This is a genomic window from Aquimarina macrocephali JAMB N27 (genome assembly GCF_000520995.1).
GTDB classification, from domain to species: domain Bacteria; phylum Bacteroidota; class Bacteroidia; order Flavobacteriales; family Flavobacteriaceae; genus Aquimarina; species Aquimarina macrocephali.
On sequence record NZ_JACA01000001.1, the window covers coordinates 265,208 to 286,958 of the forward strand.

Genomic DNA, 21,751 nt, shown 5'->3' on the forward strand with positions numbered 1-21,751 from the left:
TTACGTTTCATTGACAAATAAAAACCTATCGGTTTCATTAAAAATGATCGCAATGAAGTACTCGCAAACATCAATTTATAAATAGACCGATACGCAATTAATTATAGCCAAAACTAGATAGGCTTTATGAAATCAATGTTCGATATTATTAAAATTTAAAAATTCGGAACCTTTTTGTTTTTAGATCTAAACTGACTAGGAGTTAATTTGGTTTCTTTTTTGAACGAAGTGTAAAATGTAGTTTTGGATTTAAATCCTGCTTCTAGCCCTATAGTCAATAGACTGTACTTATCAAATTCTGTATTAAGAATCATACGCTTAACTTCTTTAACTCTATAGGAATTAATATATACTGTAAAATTCTTTTTTGTAATATCATTTACAATCTGCGATAGATAACCCGAACTTATATTTAATAGTTTAGCTATCATCTCTTGACTCAAATTTGGATCGCGATAAATACAATCTTTTTGAAGAAGATTTTCTAACTTTTGAAAATATATGTTATCTTCTGAAAACGAAGTATCTGGATTCGTTAGTTCTTTCTGTTGTCTCTTATCAAGGGTTTCTGTAGCATCTACATATAAAGTGACATTTTTAACCTCACCGATATTATCTTTTTTATTATTGGTAAGTTTTAATGTATAAATTCCATAATACACAACCCAAAACACAAATACAGAAGTACTTGTACATATAATAGATATACAGATTTCATAACCTATATTAAAAACCTTATCGATAACACCTATTATAACCCAAAATGTTATTAAGGAAAATATCCTAGCACATAATTTTTTTAGCCATCTAGTATTAGGATGAGTTGAATACCTTTTTTCCTTAAGAATCTTATAAGACCAAATAGCAATAATTAAATTGAATGAATAATAGCCCAATTCCTGAAAACTAAAAATCCACCCGTACGCATACTCTTTATGTTCCCAAGTATAAGTATACCATTTATAGACATGTTCCAGATTAAAAACCACATTAAGAATCACAGAAAACATAAAAGGTATGTACAACCAATATCGTTTCTTACTTTTTTCTAAATCATGATTGATTGATTTTAAAAAATAAAGGAAGAAAAAAACCGGGAATAAAAAAACCCATTCGATGTCGTATAATACCTTAAACTTCGGGTATTTTACAAACACAGCCATATCATCAAGATACACATTGAGCATCAATAAAGAAACTATCAATATTGTATAACTTAAATAATTATTGGTTTTACTTCTGAAAAATGGAGAAACTAAAATAACCAAACCAAAAATGAACCCCTGAGAAGCACTAATTATCAATAAAGAACTTACTGTGTTCATTGATCAATATTTACAATTATATCTAAAAAAATTCTTGATTTTTTGTTTTCATCCAGACGTATACAAGACGAATTATGTACTCAAAAAACTTTATATGATTAGGTTTGTTGCAAAAATCAATAAACTAAGTACTTCTTTTATTGGTTTTTTTATAGCTTCATTATTTTTATAATCGATCCACTTCTTTCCTCATGTTCTTCGCATAAAATTATCCAGACATCACATAAAAAACACGTTATACCAGGCTTTTTATCCATCATACCTGTAAATCTTTATCAAGTGTATCCGATTTTAAATTTAGGATAGGTTTAAAAAAAATCAATATTATCCAAATTGCCTAAATCATTGTAAACGATAAGTAGACACAAAATTTTAGTCTATCTCAAAATATGAGACTCTTGCTTCTTAAGTTTGAACCAGAAAACGATAAAAAACTAAAACATTAATTAGAATTATAAATCTACAAATTATTTAACTATGAAAAATTTAAACGAATTAAAAGTAAGTGAATTAAGTTTTGAAGAAATTACTCAAATAGAAGGAGGAGGTCCTATTGGAGACTTAATTGATGATATCGTAGAAGTTGTAGAAACTGCTGTTGAAGTGATTAAGAATTTAAAAAAATTCACCCCAACCTTGTAAACATGCTAAGAGATTTTTAATCAGATTTTTTCTGATAGTAAACATCCTTAGAAAACAAAATCTTGATTACTGAGTTTCTTGCTCATAGTCGAGGTTTTGTTTTTTAGAATAATCATTTCTTTTATTTGTTCGTAGAACTGCTTTATTATTTTTATAATCGATCCACTTCTCTCCTCTGGTTTTTCGCATAAAATTATCCAGATATCGCATAAAAAACACGTTATAACAAGCTTTAGAAAACTGAGTAACTCCTTGGGCTGCAGAACGGATACTCATAGAAAATCCTGGAGTTAAATATGTCATGTGGTGCCAGTACCCTTCGGGCATATACAATGTCTCGCCATGTTTTAAATTTGCAATATACCCTTTGGCATGCTTTAACGCAGGCCATTTTTTAAAATCAGGATTTGTATAATCTATTCCTTGATGAGATAGTAGTGAATGTGGTAATTTGTATAAATACTTTGTTTCTGAAGGTGGAAATAATATACATTGTTTTTCTCCATGAAAGTGAAAATGAAGAATATTGGCTAAATCAATATCGTAATGCATAAATACTTTAGAGCCACTACCTCCGAAAAATAAAAATGGTAGTTTCTTCATAAATTTTAACCCTATCTCTTCTGGGTATCTAAAATCCTCTTGAAGCAAAGGTGCTTCTTTTAGTAAATTATATAAAAAAATACGATAATTGGTAGGCCCTTGTTCAAGTAGATTAAGATATTCTCTCATTCTCATACTAGTATGAGCCTCATTAAATCTACGCTCAGACGAAACTGGTCGGTCATCATACAAAGGAACAGTCTTATTACCTGCTACATCATTGATATAAGAAAGATTCCATTTCGTATACGCTGGCCAATCTACAGTCAACTGTTCGATTACAACCGGCTTTTGTAATGTTACATATTTCTTAAGAAATTCTTCTTTGGTAATTGTTTTTACCCTTGGTATTTGTTCTAAATTTAATTTCACTTACTAAAAAATAAGCCATAAGAATTAACGCGATATCAGCCAAAAGTAGGTGATGGCAATTTTATACTGATCTACATCAACATAATCCGACGATTAAAAAAATAAAAGACGTAGAGAGAATATTATAAAACCTTTAATTTTTTAAAAGGCCTTGATATCTTTACTTATCCGCTATTATTCCTTTAGCTTTCTGTTTTGCTGTTTGATTTCTTTCGATAGTATGGTCTGGTCTGGACCATTTAGGCTTTTCTCCCAGAGGTTCAAATATAGAATCTTCTGCTTCAATTGTTTCTGGTTGAGCCTTTTTTACAAACGGTTTTTGCGGATTAAGTCCTAATGTTTTAAACATCTCCATGTCCTTATTTACATCTGGATTAGGAGTCGTTAGTAGTTTATCTCCTGCAAAAATAGAATTTGCTCCTGCAAAGAAACACATCGCTTGCCCTTCTCTACTCATTTCGGTTCTTCCTGCAGATAATCGTACTTGTGTTTTTGGCATAACAATTCTGGTAGTAGCTACCATTCTAATCATATCCCATATCTCTACAGGCTTTTCATCTTCCATTGGTGTCCCTTCTACTGCTACTAAAGCATTTATGGGTACCGATTCGGGCTGAGGGCTTAATTTTGATAATGCTGCCAACATTCCTGCTCTATCACTTACTTCTTCTCCCATACCGATAATACCACCACTACAGACAGTTACATTAGTTTTACGAACATTATCAATCGTTTTTAATCGATCCTCATATCCTCTGGTAGAAATTACTTCTTTATAGTATTCTTCTGAAGTGTCTAAATTGTGGTTATAGGCATATAATCCTGCCTCTGCTAATCGCTGTGCCTGATTTTCGGTGATCATACCCAAGGTACAACATACTTCCATATCAAGTTTATTGATAGTACGAACCATTTCAAGTACATTTTCAAATTCTGGACCGTCTTTAACGTTACGCCAGGCAGCTCCCATACATACTCTAGAACTTCCAGAAGATTTTGCACGAAGTGCTTGTGCTTTTACTTGCTGTACGCTCATCAGGTCATTTCCTTCGATATCAGTATGATATCTGGCTGCTTGTGGACAATATCCACAATCTTCAGGACATCCTCCTGTTTTAATAGATAACAGGGTAGATACCTGTACAACATTTGGATCATGATATTCGCGATGAATAGTTGCTGCTTTATACAGTAAATCCATCATAGGTGTATTGTAAATATCAAGAATCTCTTGCTTGGTCCAATCGTGTCTAATAACGCTCATAAATCATCTAAATCTAAAAGTCAAATGTAAGAAAATCTGGTGTATTTGTATCAATTAATATGATAAACTCATATCTCAAAAATTAATGCTTTATCTCTAAAAAACGCTCAAACAGTTTAAAAAACTTTTCTGGCTCTTCCAGATATGGGTTATGGCCACTTTTTTCAAACATTACAAACTCTGCCTTAGGCATATAGGTTTTATACTGTATTGCAAATTCTGGAGTAGACACACCATCATAACGTCCAGCAATGATTAAAGTTGGTGATTGTATTTTCTTTAACTCTTTTCTGAAATCTATGTCTCCCATATCACCCGTAACATGAAAATCAGCATCTCTACCAACAATGGTATAATACACATCAGAGTTCCATGAACGTTTTACTTCTTTGGGTACAGGTTGTCTTAATTCTGTATTATGATAGTATATATATTTTGTTGGAAAATCTCCATATACTTTCGAAAACTCTGAATCACTAGATACAAATCCTTCTGATCGTAATGAATCAACTACTTTCCATTTTTCTGGAAAGTGTGTTTTGGCGTAATGATTATAACTATCACAATTTGCCTGCCACATTAATCCACTATGAAACCCATTAATCAATATCATCTTCTCTGTATATTGAGGATATTTTAAAGCATAGGCTTGAGCAACTACTGTACCATAAGAATGCCCTACTACTGTCCATTTAGTCAACTGCAACGCTTTTCTAATACCTTCTAACGTTTCTACATCACCTCGTATAGAATATTCCTTGATATCCTTAGCATCATCAGACAGTCCTCTCCCTAAACCATCAAAAAAAACTACTTGCCGATTTTTATGATATTTCCCAAAATTACCCTGCATATAATCATGAGAATTTCCGGGTCCTCCTGCAATAAATACTATTGGATTTCCTTTACCTTTAGTTTCTACATTAATCTTGTATCCATTTATATTGATTAGCTGAGATTCAAACTCACTATGAATAGTTTCTTGTGCATGGGCTGAAAAAAGTAAGATAAGACTTACTAAAAAAAGAGTGATTTGTGTTTTCATGTATTATAAATCTTTTTAATTACTTGAGAACGCATATAACAGCATTCTAATACCAAAAATTTTATATTCCAAATATCGCAAAAAATTAAAGACGCTCGAGCAAAATACTAACAGCATTGCCTCCAAAACCAACAGCGTTTACTATTATTTTGTTTAACTGCTTAGGAAGTTTATCGTATGTTACAAAGGGGACCGGAATAAATTCCTGATGTTTTAGCATTAATACTGCAAGCTCCAAACTCAAGATCCCGCTGGCACCAAAGGTATGTCCTATTTTCCATTTATTAGTTGTCAAAGCTGGTAATGAATCTTTAAAAACAGCTTTAATAGCATTATATTCTGCCAGATCTCCTTTTACTGTACCAGGTGCGTGCAATACAATAGCATCTACCTCATCTGCAGGGGTTTCGCCTAAAGCCAATTTCATGGATTTTTGAAAACAATCTGCCTCTGTAGATATAGATATATTATGCTTTAATGGTTCTGTAGCATAACCAATACCTACTATTAAAGCCAAAGCATTTTCTTTTACTCCTTTTTCTAAACATGCAATAGCAGCACCTTCACCAAGAAACATAGAATTTCTTTTTTTATTCCAATTCATTGCCTGGCATGGATAAGCCACCTTATCATTTGATGCATATATCTTAAGGGCTTTCATTTGTGCAATAGTAAATGGTGTTAATGGAGCTTCACTTCCGCCAACCAAAAATTGATCTGCCAAACCCGATTGCAACCAGGCAACACCATTAAGCACAGCATGTAGTGCCGTAGAACATGTAATCGAGTGACTTATTTCTGGTCCACTGGTTTGTAAATCATGAGCAATCCACGATGAAATATTTCCGAGCGTAGTCGTAGGTGAACTTAACGTAGACGATTTACCGCTTTTTAGAAACTCCTGATGATATTTTTCAAAAAGCCCTGTTGCCCCACGAGAAGAACCTATATTAATCCCAAAATTACGATCTCCATTCCATCCAGCATTTTTAACTGCTTGTCTGGCGGCAAAAACACCAAAAAGAACAGAGTCATCCAATGCCTCATAATGAGAACTCTCTGCTCTTAATTCTTTTATTTTTTGTTTTGCGTTTTGAGAAAGTAATGCAATCGGGGCTTGTTCTCCTTCAAAATCTTTAAAAGAGATACGATGTGATGGATCTTTATATGCTTTCCATATATCGCCAGAAGAAACTCCCAATGGAGATATAGAAGAAATTCCTGTTATTGATATTTTTTGTTGCAATTTTCAAGTTTTGGCAAATGTACTGGTTTGTTCTATCTTGTTCAATAGTAATATCATTTATCATAAGATTTTAGTAACAAAAAACACATTTTAGATACTTATCTTTATAGGATATAATAATAAAAATTATGGAAGAGCATATACAACAAAAAAGCTGGTTTGCCAGAAATTGGGGATGGGCAGTTCCTGTAGGGGGGTGTCTTACTCTTATTGTCATATTTTTTATTTTTTTGGGCTCTCTAATATTTGGTGTGAGTGAGTTAATTACTGAGTCTACTCCTTACAAGGATGCTCTTGTTAAAGTAAATGACGATGAATATACAGTAAATATCCTGGGAGAACCTATAGAAACTAATGGTATAATGAACGGTAGTCTTTCATATAAGAATAACACAGGATCCGCAGATATATCAATTCCTATAAAAGGGCCAAAAGGTGAGGCACAATTATTTGTTGTAGGCACCAAACAGAATGATCAATGGACCTATAAAGAAATGTATGTGATCATTGATGAGACCGATGAACAAATTGACTTGTTAGGATATCAACAAAATGAGTATGACAACGAAAACCCATAGTAACTTAGTAGTGTTTGGAGTACCATTACTCCTTATTTTATCAGTGATTTTGATCACCAAATCACAAATATTTGCAACAAATACCAGTGCATTATCAATTGGTATCACTCTTGATCTACTTTTTACTATACCTATTGTTTATTTTATATTAATCAAAAAGAAAAATATTCCTAAAACTACAATCGTCCCTTTTTTTATTCTGGGAATGGTTATCGCTTCTTATATTATCCCGCAAGAGCATCAATCTATACTAAATTGGGCAAAAAACTGGGTTTTTCCTTTTGTAGAACTGGGAGTTGGTGTTTTTGTGTTTTATAAAGTTCGCCAAACCATAAAAAGATATAAAGCAAATGCAAAACAGGAGTTAGATTTTTTCTCTGCGTTAAAGGAAACTTGTAGTGAAATTGCACCTGGTAAAATTGCAATATTTCTTACTATGGAGCTTGCGGTATTCTATTATGGATTCATATCCTGGAAAAAGAGAATCCTAGCTGAAAATGAATTTACTTATCATAAAAACAGCGGAACCATTTCTTTATTAGCTGCACTTATCGTAATCATTGGTGTTGAAACCTATGTACTACATGTTCTTTTATTAAAATGGAGTGCAATTGCTGCATGGATTGCAAGTATATTGAGTGTATATTCCAGTATTCAAATTCTTGGTTTTCTAAAATCTATTATTAAAAGACCCATTATCATAGAAGATGGTATCTTGTATCTACGCTATGGTATCCTTAGTGAAACCACAATAGATATTAATACTATTGAATCTATAGAAATCACAAGCAAAGAAATCGAATTCGATACTAAGACTATAAAATTATCTCCACTTGGTGAGTTAGAAAGTCATAATATGCTAATTACTTTGAAGCAAGAAAATACATTTTTTGGACTTTATGGAATGAAAAAAGTGTATAAAACGATAGCATTTTTTATTGATGACAAAGAGAGGTTTACATCTTCTATAAAAGAGACGTTAAAAGATTAAATACCTTCTAACAACTCAACAATAGTATCATACACCTTCTGTAATTGTTCCTGAGTAATCACATAAGGAGGCAAAATATAAACTGTGCTTCCCAGTGGTCTTAATGCTACACCATTTTTCATGAAATGGTCAAATATCTCATAACGTTTTTTACCATAACGATCCATCTCAATATCCAGATCCAGGGCGTAGATCACTCCTGCTTGCCTAGTCCTTTTAATTTTAGGGTGGTCTTTGATTTTAGCATCAAAATCCTTGTGAGACATTGTTATTCTGTCAATATTATTTTGGATTTCTTCACTTTGTAAAAGTGCTATCGCCGCGAGGGCTACCGAGCAAGCTATAGGATTAGCAGAGTACGTATGTGCATGAAAAAAGGCTTTGCCAATAGAATCATCAAGAAAAGCATCATAGATTTCCTGAGTACAGCTTGTTACCGCCATAGGTACGAATCCTGCTGTTAAAGCTTTAGACATCGAAATAATATCTGGTTTGGTTTCTACATGATCAGAAGCAAATGTTTTTCCGGTTTTTCCAAAACCTGTCATTACCTCATCTGCAATGGTAATTATGGTATTGTCTTTACAAATAGTAAGGATTTGATCCAAATATCTCGCTTCGTACATATACATTGCATTGGCTCCCTGTACTAGTGGCTCATATATAAAAGCAGCTACTTCATTAGTTGCGATACATTCTTGTAATTCTTTTATAACACTATCAATATTTTCAAAATTAGGAGTAGGAATACGTTTAACATTTATAAAAAAATCTTCAAACGGACCGTTATACACTGATAATCCTGAGGCAGACATAGCTCCAAAAGTATCTCCATGAAAACCATCTTCAAAAGCGATAATTGTATTTCTTTTTTCTCCTCTATTAAAATGGTATTGTAGTGCCATTTTAATTCCTACTTCATTGGCAGTAGAACCATTATCTGAAAAGAATATCTTTTCTTGATTATCTGGTAATATTTTTATCAATTCTTCAGATAATTTTATGGCAGGTTCGTGAGTAAAACCAGCAAATACAATCTGATCTAATTGCTGCATTTGAGATTGTACTTTCTCTAAAATATAATCATTGCAGTGACCATACATGGCAGTATACCAGGAAGCAATTCCATCGATGTATGTATTCTCATCTTCATCATAAAGCAAGGCTCCTTTTGCTTTTATAATTGGTAATGCTTCGGGATGTATTTTATGCTGGGTGAGTGGATGCCAAAGATGTTTTTTATCTCTTTCTTTTAAAGTCATATGTGTGTCATTTCCGCGAAAGCGAATATTTTTATAAATACTAAAGTGATTTTAATTGATCTCTAAACAATTCTGCATATTCTGCAATCACCATTTTATCAAAATAAGGCTCATTATCAATTCTTCCTATAACTGTAACTCCTGTCATTTCTTTTATGATACTTTCGGTAGTTTTATGTGCTGCCCCATTAAAAATAACAGATATAGTACATCCTTTTTCTTTTAAAATCTGAATGGTCATTAAGGTATGATTAATACTTCCCAAATAATGTCTGGAAACTACGATAACATGGTAATCAGAGTGTATTAAATCCAGGATTGTATTTTTATTATTTAATGGCACCAATAGTCCCCCGGCACCTTCAATAACCAAATGATTATTGGTTTTGGGAAGTGTTATTTTATCAATTTCAATAGAAACCTGATCAATTTCTGCCGCGGCATGTGGACTCATCGGCGTTTTTAAAGCGTAGCTATTGTCGTGAAACTTAGATTTTGAATTAGACACCAGCTCTTGTACTTTATCGGTATCTGAATATTCTAAATCCCCCGCCTGTATCGGTTTAAAGTAATCAGCCTGTAGTGCCTCAACCACAATTGCCGAAGCTATAGTTTTGCCTACTTCTGTACCTATTCCTGTAACGAATATCTTTTTATTCATTTTAAGTAAAATTTGTGATTACAGTCCTCACATCTATATTTCGTTTTTTGATTAATTGGTAATAGAAACAATAGAAAAAGAATTAAACTTTTAAGGCTATCGATTGTTGAATCCAGAACTATTTTTTCTCCATTACATTTTGGACAACAAATAGATTCTCCCTGATCATCATCTATAGCATATTCTTGTATACTTTCTATAATCTGCAGTGCTTTCTGTTCGTCTTCTGCTTTTACTCTCAATTTAACGCCTCCGATGGCATTACTAACCAAAGGATCTGTATCAATAGTATGCATATCCATAGTAAAAACCTGGATTCCTTCTGATTCTATTCTTCCTTTGATGATCAATGCTTCTGCCGAATATTGAAAAACAGCGACAGTTTTAAATGTTTCGCTCATATGCATACAAAAGTAGCAAGTAGTTCTAAGACTTCCGAGATTTCTTCTTTAGAATTATAAGAATGTAAACAAAAGCGCAATCGTTCTTTACCTTGTGGCACAGTAGGTGACAAAATCGGCTTGACATCAAATCCCTTTATCTGAATTTGGTTTGCAACTTTTTTCACGTTTTCATTACCCAAAATAATACAGCAATGTATTGCAGAATTACTTTTAATAAATCTTGATGTTAGATGTTTGGATTTAAGTTCTTGGTTGAAAAAAGTAATATTTTCAATGAGTTTTTCAATTTCAGATGTACATTTAAGTTCTTCATACGCCATTTGGATTGTTGCAATAGAGTGTGGTGGTAATCCGGTAGTATATATAAAACTTCTACAAAAATTTACTAAGTATGCTTTTAGATCCTTTGATCCTAAAACAACTGCTCCATGGCAACCTAAAGCCTTACCAAAGGTATTGATTCTTGCAAAAACCTGATTTTCTAACCCTAATTTCTGGAGTAGCCCCACACCATAGTCTCCAAATACACCAGTCGCATGTGCTTCATCTACAATAAGGTGGTAACTATATTTCTGGCAAAATGCTATTAACGATTTTAAGTCTGGACAATCCCCATCCATTGAAAAAACAGACTCTGTGACGATATATATTTCTTGATCGCTTCTCTCATTTCGATTTCGCTCAATCTGAAAATTTAGGTCTTCTATATCATTGTGTTTAAATTTATACGATTTTGCATTACTCATCTGCATCCCATCTCTAATAGAGGCATGGATTAGTTCATCATAAAAAATAACATCTCCTCGTTGTGGTACCGAAGAAAAAAAACCAACATTAGCATCATACCCAGAATTAAAAATCAAAGCTTCTTCAGCATTATGAAAATCTGCAAGCATGTTTTCAGCTTCTACATATAATTTATGATTTCCAGAAAGCAAACGAGAACCTGTTGCTCCGTTTTTTTGTAGTGTTTTTTTAACCAATAATTGATGTGCTCCTTCAAAAATTATCTTGGATGATGTAAATCCCAAATAATCATTAGACGAGAAATCAATCAACCCTTTAGAATCAGTTAATAACCGAAGAGAGTTATTTTCGATACGATTATTTAGTTTTTGCTTTAGTTTTCTGGAAATCATGTTTCAAAGATACCACGAGGTTTTAGAAAGCTAAAACCAAAAATTAAAAAATAGGTTTTTTTGACAAAAATTATCGTTTATCAATAATTTTTGTATTTTTGTTATCGTTAAACGATAATAAAAATGAAAACAAAACAAGTTTTAAGTGCAATGAAAATAGTATCATGGATTATATTCATTGGTTTATGTATTAAGTTGGGAGCAATACTCATTTCGAGTGCAATAAGTCTTCTTGTAAACGAAGAGGCCACCAAGGATCTATATCTAGGTTTAGGTTTATCAAATCTTTATAATTTTTCCATTCAGTATTATATTATGCTTCTATCACTAATTGTTTCCATATTAGCTTTTAAGGCATATATGTTTTATTTAATCATTAGGATTTTTTCAAAAATTGATTTTGATAAGCCATTTACTCCTGTTGTAGCAAATCTAATTTCTAATATTAGCTATGTCTCATTATGGATAGGTTTATTAGCTTATTTTGCAAGTAGGTACAGCAAATGGTTATTAAAGAAAGGGGTTGTTTTTGAACTAGATTTCGGAAGCTCAGAATTCCTTTTCATGGCCGGAATTATCTTTATTATTGCATTGATTTTTAAACGAGGTATTGAAATTCAATCTGAAAATGAATTAACAATATAACTATGAAAATGTTCGGAAAAAAATCATTGTCAACATTATTGTTTTATGTGACCAGAGTTACTGCTATCGGATACGGGGTTTTTCTATTATTTATTGCATTTGCTATGGTTACTAATTCTTTTTTAAATATCTCTGGTAATAATTTTCAGATTAAGATTCCTTATACCGACTCGGTAATAAAGGGAGTGTATGAAATCAATACATTTGCATCAATTATTGTATTCTTCTTTTTTTATGCGTCATTTTTCTATGTCTTATCGCTTGTTTTTGAGACTTTTAAAGCAGAAACTTTATTTTCAAAAAATGCGATAAAGCATTTGACTTATTTTACAATTATAAATTTATTCTTTCCCGTATTATATGGTAGCATTCAGTTGCTTATTTTTCAAGGAGGAAATTTTAATGATTTGTATGCAGTGTTTTTACATATCATACTAGGTGTTTTTGCTCTTTTTATTGCAACCATATTTAGACAAGGAGTTCAATTACAGGAAGAAAACGAACTAACAATATAACTATGCCAATAATTGTAAATCTTGATGTGATGCTAGCCAAGCGAAAAATGAAGAGTAAAGAATTGGCAGAAAAAATTGGCATTACCACTGCTAATCTCTCTATTCTCAAGTCTGGAAAAGCTAAAGCAATACGTTTTTCAACACTAGAAGCTATTTGCAAGGTTCTGGATTGTCAGCCATCTGATATTTTAGAATACATCGAAGAATAAATTTATATCCAGAATTAAGTAATCTCAATTTTCTGAACTATTTATTATAGGCAATGATCACATGTCATTGCCTAAGAAAACTATTGTCTAACCCTAAATCGAAACAAAAATGAAAAAGATCAAAAAATGGAAATTATTTCTACTTTATCCAATATTAGGAATACTTATCTTAATTCTGATTATTATAGTTTACAAACTAAATCAGAGTACTATTATATTGACAGAGAATGGTATTTACAAAACACTTAAGGTTCCTATAAGATCAAAATTTATTGATTTTAATGCTACTTTGGCTGGGGCTGCAGATATCCCGACATTTGATGATGATTTTATTGAAGGCCCTATTGTTACATATCAAAAAGACAATATCATATCTGTAGATTGGTATCAAAATGATAAAGCACACCACAAAACGTATGATTCTATTATTAAAAACTTTACCATTGATACTACCTTGAATTTTTCCTTGCCAGAAATTAAAGTACCTGTCACAGAAATTACAACTACTCCTGATAAGATTGCTTTTATTAGTGACATTCATGGAGATTATGAATATATGGATACTCTTTTAAAAAACCTTAAGGTTATTGATTCTCTCGGTAATTGGAGTTTTGGAGAAAACCATTTGGTTATTGCAGGAGATATGGTTGATCGTGGAACTAAAGTGAGTACAGTACTATGGAAAATAGTTCAGCTTTCAGAACAGGCAGAATTAGCTGGAGGAATGATTCATTATCTACTTGGAAATCATGAACAGTATGTTCTCAGAGGAAATTTCAGTCGTGTACATCCTACCAATTTATTTGCTATTCAACAGATGATGTCTTTTAAAGATGCTTTTTCTAATAAAACATATATAGGACAATGGTTAAGAACACGACCTGTACTACTAAAAATCGGAACCATCCTAATTACTCATGGAGGAATTAGTCCCGAAACCGCAACAAAAAAATATTCTATAAAGCAAATAAATCAAGCTATTTGGGATTATTGGAACGACAAACCCATTGATGAAAATCTTAAGGAAATTATATTAGGAAAAACAGGAGTAACTCAATATAGAGGCTATGTAAAACAAAACGATGAAATTAAAAAATCTTCAAAAAAAGAAGTAGAAGAGATTCTTAAAGTTTATAATGCATCTCATATAATTGTCGGGCATACTAATGTTTCTACTATTGAACCGCTTTATGATGGACATATATACAACATTAATGCTATTGAAACATCTCCACAGGCATTATTCTTTGAAAATGGAATCCCAAAAATTATAAATACCGGAGTTATAAAAAAGGAAAAAACACCACAGGTATATTTTCGGGATTTTTCTTTTTTCAAAGTAAATGATTTGAAGATGGTAGCATTAACAATAAAAAATATTGTTAAACTTTCTAGTATAAGTCATCCTTATTAAAAAGTTACCTAAAAAGAACTACAATTAATACCTATATTTGATTTTCATCATCATTTCACAAACAAATCATAATGAAATTAGTACAGATATTAATTGCGATACTATGTGTTCAATTAGGCTTCTCTCAATCAAAAAATCAATATCACATATCTTTTGACAATGCTGTTCATCATGAAGCTAAAATACAAGCTACATTTTCTGATATAAAAACAGATATTATTTCTTTACGAATGAGTAGAACATCCCCTGGAAGGTATGCTTTGCATGAATTTGCTAAAAATGTTTATGATGTAAAGGTTACTGATAGTCAAGGTAAAGAAGTTAAGGTAACCCGCCCTAACCCTCATCAATGGGATGTTTCTGGTCATGATGGTACCATTAAAGTATCCTATATTCTATTTGCAGATCGAGGAGATGGGACGTATTCTCAAATTGATGAAACCCATGCACACCTCAATATTCCTGCTACTTTTATGTTTGCTCCTGCTCTTAAAGACAGCCCTATAGAAGTAACTTTTGATGCTAGAAAAGATCTAAACTGGAAGATTGCCACGCAACTTTTTCCTGTTGAAAATAATAAATATACTGCACCTAATCTACAGTATTTTATGGATAGTCCTGTAGAAATTAGCAATCACTCGGTAAAAGCATTTACCGTTCAATCTGAAGGTTCAGAATACACCATACAATTTGCATTACACCACTTGGGAACCGAAGAAGAAGCTAATACTTATTTTGAAAAAGTCAAAAAAGTAGTACTGCAAGAGAAAGAAGTGTTTGGAGAATATCCAAAATTTGACAACGGAACCTATACTTTTTTGGCCTGTTATATGCCGAATGTATCTGGCGATGGTATGGAACATAGAAATTCTACTATCCTAACCAGTACTCGTAGTCTTGCCAAGGAGGGAATGGACAGAAACATAGGAACTGTTTCTCATGAGTTTTTTCATGCCTGGAATGTAGAACGTATACGACCAAAAACATTAGAGCCTTTTGATTTTGAAAAAGCCAATATGTCTGGAGAATTATGGTTTGCAGAAGGATTTACCAGTTATTATACGGGATTAATTTTATGCAGAGCAGGTATTATAAGTCAGGAACAATATATACAAGGGTTAGCAAGGTCTTTTAATTATGTATGGAACTCTCCTGCCAGAGTGTATTTTAATCCTACAGAGATGAGCTACCAGGCTCCTTTTGTAGATGCAGCAACATCTGTAGATCCTGTAAACAGAGGAAATACATTTATATCATATTACTCTTATGGCAGTATGCTAGGGTTAGCTCTGGATTTATCCTTAAGAAACTATAAGGATAGCCTTAATCTTGATGACTACATGAAGCTTGTTTGGCAAAAATATGGAAAAACCGAAATCCCGTATACAGAAGAGCATCTGTTAACCACACTGCGCGAATATGCAGGAGAGTCGTTTGCCAATGATTTCTTTGATAAATACATTAATAGTAGCCAGGTACCAGATTATAAAACTCTATTTGCTAATTTTGGAATTTCAATGATTAACAATCAAGAAAAAGTATACTTTGGAGGAGTACCCATAAAGTTTGAAAACAACGATGCTTTTTTCTCTGATTACCCAAAAAAGGGATCTCCGGCTTATACGACAGGATTAGATAAAGATGATATTATTATAGCTATAAATGAAGATCCTATTACAGATGAAAAGCAATTATCTGAGGTACTAAAAAAATACATTCCTGGTAAAAAGGTAACGGTAACCTACAAAAGATTAGGTAAGGAAGTAAAAACCGAAATGACTTTTACTGCACATCCAGATATTGAAACCAAATTACTACAAAACGCTAGTAAAGAGGCCATAAATAAACGCGAAAACTGGTTAAAACCTAAATAATATACAATGAATATAACGTATACTGTTATTAGTTCTGAGACAGAATTACAGCAGATTTTAGTGCTTCAGCATAATAACCTACCTGTTTCAATTTCTCAAACAGAAAAAGAAGCAGAGGGTTTTGTTTCTGTACAACATGATCTTGATATTCTAAGAAAAATGAATAACAAACAACCTCATATCATTGCTAAAGATGGTGATAAAGTAGTTGGGTATGCATTGTGTATGCTAAAAGATTTTAAAGAGGATATAGAACTACTAAAGCCCATGTTTTCTATAATCGAAAATCACTTAGATTCTTCTATATCCTATGTAATAATGGGACAGGTATGTATTGATAAAGCCTATCGTAAACAAGGGATTTTTAGAGGTCTGTATCAAACCATGAAAACCGAATTACAAGACAAATATAATCTCCTAATCACCGAAGTAGCATCAAATAATTTGCGTTCTTTACAAGCGCATTATGCCATCGGTTTTAAAACATTAATCACTCATGAATCTGATGGTACAGAATGGCATCTTATTCATTGGAACTGGGCGTAATACTTGATGCTCTTGTATTCTCTAAACCATACCCCAAGTCTTTTCCTTTTTGTATTCTAGGAACCCCTTTGGTCATCCATTTAGGGGCAGGCTCTCCTTTTAAATAATAATCAAAAAATTGCATCATTCTGATAGAAAGGTCCTGCCTGTTTTTTATTTTTTTCAAATTATGAGCTTCTTCATTATACACCAGTAACCATACTGGTTTTTGTAATCTACGCATTCCCATAAACATTTCTATACCTTGATAATAAGGTACTGCTCCATCATTGTCATTATGCATCATTAGCAATGGAGTTTCTATTTTAGGGATACCAAAAAGTGGTGAATTTTCAATATAAAGATCAAATCCATCCCATAAGTTTTTACCTAATCTACTTTGTGTTCTTTCGTATTGAAATGCTCTGCTCAATCCCGATTTCCATCTGATTCCACCATAAGCAGAAGTCATATTACTCACTGGTGCGCCCGCCATCGCTGCTTTAAACTTATTAGTAACAGTTACCAAATATGCCACCTGATATCCTCCCCAGCTTTGCCCTTGTATTCCTATATTATCCCTATCTATATATCCTAATTCTTCTAAAGCTTCTACTCCAGAGACTATACAATTGTATGCACTGGCTCCAGGTTTACCTTCATCATACACAATATCGGGAACAAACATGATATAATCATTACTTACCAAATATGAAGGGTTTACAATAGAAGCACTGGGTCTAGGGATATGATAATTACGATAGCTATCAGATCGTTTTTCATAAAAATAAGTGATCAAAGGGTATTGTTTGGAAGGATCAAAATCTTCGGGTTTATAAATAATTCCCTCTAGTTTTTTACCATCATATGTTTTCCAGGAAAACAATTCTGAAGTTCCCCACTTAAAATCTTTTTGATGTGGATTTACTGCTGTTATTCTATCTGAGTTTTGAAATGTATTTGTTGATACATAAAGATCAGAAAATGTAGTAAAGTTTTGTTTTCTATAGCTATACACCTCGGCATTCTTTGCCTTTCGATAGGAGTTGATACGAAACTCTGACGGCCTGATTTTTTCTATCAATTTTCCTTTTCGTAAAGTATACAATCCAGAAGTTTTTGTTATCTTATCAAAACTGGTAATCAATAATTCTTTATTACTATATGTTGCTTTGTTTTTTTGTTCAGGATCCAACATTTTTGTTCTGTATTCAACATTGTTTTTCCTTCCATTTTGTGTAAGATTCTTTGGTTTTTCTTTTCCAGAAAGAGAAACTCGCCAAATATCAAATTTATCATAAATCAATGCGTTTCCTTTCGAATCAAATCCCCCAAAACCATAAGGAGAAGGTAATGAAGGGTGATCATCATCTTCATCATAAAATGCTACATCCAACTCTTTGGTAAGGTTTGTTTTTTTTATAGCCGATAAATCAATCGAAAACCAATGTTTTTCTTTCATATCATAATGCAATGCATATTGCCCATCTGGAGAAAGAATAGGTTGCCTTCCTTTGTTTTTAAGAATCAAATGTTTATTTCCCGTATTGGTATTAATCACATAATAATCTTTTGTCCATGGATAATCCCATGAACGCATTACATCATATGGAGATGTTGTTGACCCTACTATATATTGTTGTTGCTTATTTTTATCAAAATTAAGAGTTTCGATTGTCTGATCCTGAATGTGAATGTACTGGCTAGATTTGGTATTATAATAAGACAAAAATGCTTTTTTATTAAGCTGTTCAGATTTTGATTTCTGTTCTGGCTGAATCAATTTATCCTGCCAATTCCAAACATCTACCTGTGGTATTTCATCTTTTAATAATGTAGTATCTTTTGAGTACACTACTTTTGGTTTTGAATAAAAATATAACCTATCCCCATTATCAGAGAAAAAAGGTGTCTGATCTTTACTCAATTCCCAGTTTTCTCTAAGGTTCTTATCTGGGGTATTTACAAGCTTTTGTAGCTCCTTATTTTTATAATAATACAATTCAAACTTTAAGGAGTCTATTGCTGTAGAATCAACGGCAGATAGATAAACAAATTGATTTCCATCTTTATATACTGCCAGCTTATCATAAATATATTTTGTAGTATCAATAGCAACTTTTGCTCCAGATGTTAAGTGATACTCGTAGACTCCGATATCTTTTTGTTTATCCTTTTTATTTTTCAAAGTATAATAAAATGTCTTGCCTTTCTCGGGTAGAATAAAATCTTTTATTTGATGAATTGTATCTTTCTGTTTTGTTTTTAAATTATAAACCAATGCATAATTCTGTTTAAACGCCATTGGAGCATTTTTATCTATACTATCCGTTTTTTGCTCAGAGTTTGCCTTTTTCTTTCCTTTTTCCTTCTTTTTTACTTTTTTAAAATTTTCAACAACCAACCAACCATCTTGTTTTTTGGGCATTTTATATTTTTTCACCCTTAAGATAGAATCATAAATAGTATTATTTTTCACATCGTAGACAAACAATACATCTTTAGTTCTATTTTCCTTTTTTATTTCTTCCTTCTTTTCTTTTCTGGTGAGTTGATATTTAGGTCTTTTCTTAAAAACTACATAGCTCTCATCTAAGGATATTGAAGTATCGTATCCATTAGGATACTTAAATTTAGTTTTATTTTGAGTATTATATATCTCTATATAGCCATCTCCTCTTTTGGTATTGGTTTCAATAGTAGATACAATTAACTTCCCTTTATCTGATATTTTAACATCAGTAATATTTTTCCATAAATCGTAGTCAGCATGAGTCAATGTTTTTTTCTGGGCAGAAATCAATGAGGTGCTTAGTATAACTACAAAGGTGATCAGTCTTTGAATCATATGTAAGGTTTTAATAATTAGAGTGATTATATATGCTCTGGAAAAGTATAAAACCTTTTTACTAAAAAAGGCTGTTTAACATAATTTTATCTAAAAACCAGCTATTTAGACAGACAGTCTTATTTATTTTATTCGATAATTCAAATTCTAAACATAATATTAGCATCTCTTTTTATAATTCCTTGGGGTTTTAAATAAAAAATCCCTGTTACATCTAGATGTAACAGGGATTCATATATACTATTAATAATTAATTATCGTATTAATCTAACTAATCTGCAAGTACAATAACTTTATTATCTTTCATTTCGATAGTTCCTGAGGTAATAGAAAGTAGTGTTGCTCCATTTCCACCTTTTATGAATTTATCGGCAACTTCTTCTTCTAGATTCATCTCACCATACACTTTTACATCTCCTTTTCCTAGCAAAGAAACAATAGGTGCGTGATTATCTAACATCTGAAACTCTCCATCTATTCCTGGTACAGCAACCGAAGTTACTTCACCACTAAATAATATTGCTTCTGGAGTTACTATTTCTAAATACATATTTTTAAGTATTGAGTATTGAGTAATTAGTATTTAGACTATAATGAGAAAGAAACTAATCTCACTACTCAATTACTAACTTCTCACTACTAATTTATGCCTCTGCTAACATTTTTTCACCAGCTTCTATAGCTTCTTCGATTGTTCCTTTAAGGTTAAATGCTGCTTCTGGCAGGTGATCTAATTCACCATCCATAATCATTGTAAATGCCTTAATGGTATCTTTAATATCTACTAAGCATCCTGGGATACCAGTAAATTGTTCTGCTACATGGAATGGTTGAGATAAGAAACGTTGTACACGACGCGCACGTCCTACAGCTAACTTATCTTCTTCAGATAATTCTTCCATACCAAGGATAGCAATAATATCCTGTAATTCTTTATAGCGTTGTAATAGCTCTTTTACTCGTTGTGCACAATTATAATGCTCATCACCAAGAATGTCTGCCGAAAGGATTCTTGAAGTAGAATCTAGTGGATCTACCGCTGGATAGATACCAAGCTCTGCAATTTTACGTGATAATACTGTTGTTGCATCTAAGTGAGCAAATGTTGTTGCTGGTGCAGGATCGGTAAGGTCATCTGCAGGTACATAAACTGCCTGTACAGATGTAATCGATCCTTTCTTTGTAGAAGTAATACGTTCCTGCATCACACCCATTTCTGTTGCTAATGTAGGTTGGTAACCTACCGCTGATGGCATACGTCCCAGAAGTGCTGATACTTCAGAACCTGCTTGTGTAAAACGGAAGATATTATCTACGAAGAAAAGTACATCTTTCCCTTGTCCATCTCCAGCTCCATCACGGAAATATTCTGCTATAGTAAGACCAGATAGTGCTACACGTGCACGTGCTCCTGGAGGCTCATTCATTTGTCCGAATACGAAAGTAGCTTTAGATTCTTTCATTACCTCTTTATCTACTTTAGAAAGATCCCATCCTCCATTTTCCATAGAGTGCATAAAATCATCACCGTATTTGATAATTCCAGATTCTAACATTTCACGAAGAAGGTCATTCCCCTCACGTGTTCTTTCTCCAACTCCTGCAAATACAGAAAGACCACCATGTCCTTTTGCAATATTATTAATCAACTCCTGAATAAGTACTGTTTTACCTACACCGGCACCACCAAATAATCCAATCTTACCTCCTTTTGCATAAGGCTCAATAAGATCGATTACTTTAATCCCAGTAAATAAAACCTCTGTAGAAGTTGATAAATCTTCAAATTTAGGAGCTTGACGGTGAATCGAAAGTCCTGCTTTTCCTGCTTTTGGAAGATCTCCAAGACCATCAATCGCGTCCCCAATTACATTAAATAGACGTCCATATACGTCACCACCTATTGGCATTTGGATAGGAGCTCCTGTTGCAACTACTTCAATCCCTCTGCTCAATCCATCACTAGAATCCATTGCAATAGTACGCACAGTATCTTCACCAATGTGAGACTGAACCTCTAACACTAGTATACTACCGTCTGTTTTGTTAATTTCTAACGAATCATAAATTTTTGGTAATTCAGTACCAGCTGCGAATTCTACATCGATAACCGGACCTACAATTTGAGATACTTTACCCGTAACTTTAGACATTATATAACTATTTAATGTTTAGTATTTAACTATGTT

At 32.6% G+C, this 21,751-nt stretch carries 21 protein-coding genes; 9 read left to right on the forward strand and 12 right to left on the reverse strand.

The genetic code is table 11. The features are described 5' to 3' along the window. Positions 1 to 155: 155 nt before the first annotated feature. Positions 156 to 1,325, reverse strand: coding sequence for a helix-turn-helix domain-containing protein (locus tag Z054_RS0101330; RefSeq protein WP_024768303.1), 1,170 nt, complete (start codon positions 1,323 to 1,325; stop codon positions 156 to 158). Between the two features lie 477 nt (positions 1,326 to 1,802). On the opposite strand from Z054_RS0101330, the gene Z054_RS31520 reads away from it, so the two are divergent. Then, complete coding sequence (locus tag Z054_RS31520) at positions 1,803 to 1,967, forward strand: hypothetical protein (protein ID WP_161635227.1); 165 nt, start codon at positions 1,803 to 1,805, stop codon at positions 1,965 to 1,967. A 66-nt stretch (positions 1,968 to 2,033) separates the two neighbouring features. On the opposite strand, the gene Z054_RS0101340 is transcribed toward Z054_RS31520, so the two are convergent. From Z054_RS0101340 to Z054_RS0101355, 4 genes are all read right to left on the reverse strand, one after another. Beyond that, the gene (locus Z054_RS0101340; protein WP_024768304.1) at positions 2,034 to 2,942 is read right to left on the reverse strand and encodes a cupin-like domain-containing protein; all 909 of its coding nucleotides are present in this window, start codon (positions 2,940 to 2,942) and stop codon (positions 2,034 to 2,036) included. 160 nt (positions 2,943 to 3,102) lie between these two features. Further along, positions 3,103 to 4,206 carry a biotin synthase BioB gene (bioB, locus tag Z054_RS0101345; protein WP_024768305.1) on the reverse strand — a complete coding sequence of 368 codons (1,104 nt, stop codon included), beginning with the start codon at positions 4,204 to 4,206 and terminating at the stop codon, positions 3,103 to 3,105. A gap of 82 nt (positions 4,207 to 4,288) precedes the next feature. Beyond that, positions 4,289 to 5,251, reverse strand: a complete 963-nt coding sequence (locus tag Z054_RS0101350) for an alpha/beta fold hydrolase (RefSeq protein WP_024768306.1) — start codon at positions 5,249 to 5,251, stop codon at positions 4,289 to 4,291. An 85-nt stretch (positions 5,252 to 5,336) separates the two neighbouring features. Beyond that, positions 5,337 to 6,497, reverse strand: coding sequence for a beta-ketoacyl synthase N-terminal-like domain-containing protein (locus Z054_RS0101355; RefSeq protein ID WP_024768307.1), 1,161 nt, complete (start codon positions 6,495 to 6,497; stop codon positions 5,337 to 5,339). A 128-nt stretch (positions 6,498 to 6,625) separates the two neighbouring features. On the opposite strand from Z054_RS0101355, the gene Z054_RS0101360 reads away from it, so the two are divergent. Together Z054_RS0101360 and Z054_RS0101365 are read left to right on the forward strand one after the other, a co-directional pair. Then, positions 6,626 to 7,075 carry a cytochrome c oxidase assembly factor Coa1 family protein gene (locus Z054_RS0101360; RefSeq protein WP_024768308.1) on the forward strand — a complete coding sequence of 150 codons (450 nt, stop codon included), beginning with the start codon at positions 6,626 to 6,628 and terminating at the stop codon, positions 7,073 to 7,075. Next, positions 7,056 to 8,066: a hypothetical protein gene (locus Z054_RS0101365; RefSeq protein WP_241461378.1), complete on the forward strand. Its 1,011-nt coding sequence runs from the start codon at positions 7,056 to 7,058 to the stop codon at positions 8,064 to 8,066. The genes Z054_RS0101360 and Z054_RS0101365 overlap by 20 nt, the downstream gene beginning before the upstream one ends. Here Z054_RS0101365 and bioA read toward each other — a convergent pair. From bioA to Z054_RS0101385, 4 genes are read right to left on the reverse strand one after another with little or no spacing between them, the layout of a single operon-like run. Further along, positions 8,063 to 9,328 (reverse strand): adenosylmethionine--8-amino-7-oxononanoate transaminase, encoded by a 1,266-nt coding sequence (gene bioA / locus Z054_RS0101370; RefSeq protein WP_024768310.1) that lies wholly within the window; start codon positions 9,326 to 9,328, stop codon positions 8,063 to 8,065. The two genes, Z054_RS0101365 and bioA, sit on opposite strands and share 4 nt — an antisense overlap. 40 nt (positions 9,329 to 9,368) lie before the next feature. Continuing rightward, a complete protein-coding gene (gene bioD, locus Z054_RS0101375) occupies positions 9,369 to 9,989 on the reverse strand; it encodes a dethiobiotin synthase (RefSeq protein WP_024768311.1) in 621 nt (206 codons plus the stop codon). Further along, positions 9,986 to 10,390, reverse strand: a complete 405-nt coding sequence (locus Z054_RS0101380) for a putative signal transducing protein (RefSeq protein WP_024768312.1) — start codon at positions 10,388 to 10,390, stop codon at positions 9,986 to 9,988. The genes bioD and Z054_RS0101380 overlap by 4 nt, the downstream gene beginning before the upstream one ends. Beyond that, positions 10,387 to 11,532 carry an aminotransferase class I/II-fold pyridoxal phosphate-dependent enzyme gene (locus Z054_RS0101385; RefSeq protein WP_024768313.1) on the reverse strand — a complete coding sequence of 382 codons (1,146 nt, stop codon included), beginning with the start codon at positions 11,530 to 11,532 and terminating at the stop codon, positions 10,387 to 10,389. Before Z054_RS0101385 ends, Z054_RS0101380 begins: the two co-directional genes overlap by 4 nt. A 123-nt stretch (positions 11,533 to 11,655) precedes the next feature. Between Z054_RS0101385 and Z054_RS0101390 the strand changes: the two genes are divergently transcribed. From Z054_RS0101390 to Z054_RS0101415, 6 genes are all read left to right on the forward strand, one after another. Next, positions 11,656 to 12,177, forward strand: a complete 522-nt coding sequence (locus Z054_RS0101390; protein ID WP_035090099.1) for a DUF2975 domain-containing protein — start codon at positions 11,656 to 11,658, stop codon at positions 12,175 to 12,177. Between the two features lie 2 nt (positions 12,178 to 12,179). Then, positions 12,180 to 12,692: a DUF2975 domain-containing protein gene (locus tag Z054_RS0101395; RefSeq protein WP_024768315.1), complete on the forward strand. Its 513-nt coding sequence runs from the start codon at positions 12,180 to 12,182 to the stop codon at positions 12,690 to 12,692. A gap of 2 nt (positions 12,693 to 12,694) precedes the next feature. Then, positions 12,695 to 12,901, forward strand: a complete 207-nt coding sequence (locus tag Z054_RS0101400) for a helix-turn-helix domain-containing protein (protein ID WP_024768316.1) — start codon at positions 12,695 to 12,697, stop codon at positions 12,899 to 12,901. Positions 12,902 to 13,010: 109 nt separating this feature from the next. Further along, positions 13,011 to 14,315: a metallophosphoesterase gene (locus Z054_RS29795; protein WP_024768317.1), complete on the forward strand. Its 1,305-nt coding sequence runs from the start codon at positions 13,011 to 13,013 to the stop codon at positions 14,313 to 14,315. Positions 14,316 to 14,386: 71 nt separating this feature from the next. Continuing rightward, positions 14,387 to 16,189, forward strand: coding sequence for a M61 family metallopeptidase (locus Z054_RS0101410; protein ID WP_024768318.1), 1,803 nt, complete (start codon positions 14,387 to 14,389; stop codon positions 16,187 to 16,189). A gap of 6 nt (positions 16,190 to 16,195) precedes the next feature. Then, positions 16,196 to 16,735 (forward strand): GNAT family N-acetyltransferase, encoded by a 540-nt coding sequence (locus tag Z054_RS0101415; RefSeq protein ID WP_024768319.1) that lies wholly within the window; start codon positions 16,196 to 16,198, stop codon positions 16,733 to 16,735. Here Z054_RS0101415 and Z054_RS27685 read toward each other — a convergent pair. From Z054_RS27685 to atpD, 3 genes are all read right to left on the reverse strand, one after another. Beyond that, positions 16,713 to 19,562: an alpha/beta hydrolase family protein gene (locus Z054_RS27685; RefSeq protein WP_024768320.1), complete on the reverse strand. Its 2,850-nt coding sequence runs from the start codon at positions 19,560 to 19,562 to the stop codon at positions 16,713 to 16,715. The two genes, Z054_RS0101415 and Z054_RS27685, sit on opposite strands and share 23 nt — an antisense overlap. Before the next feature lie 271 nt (positions 19,563 to 19,833). After that, a complete protein-coding gene (locus Z054_RS0101425; RefSeq protein ID WP_024768321.1) occupies positions 19,834 to 20,112 on the reverse strand; it encodes a F0F1 ATP synthase subunit epsilon in 279 nt (92 codons plus the stop codon). Between the two features lie 94 nt (positions 20,113 to 20,206). Beyond that, a complete protein-coding gene (atpD, locus tag Z054_RS0101430; protein WP_024768322.1) occupies positions 20,207 to 21,715 on the reverse strand; it encodes a F0F1 ATP synthase subunit beta in 1,509 nt (502 codons plus the stop codon). Positions 21,716 to 21,751 lie beyond the last annotated feature (36 nt).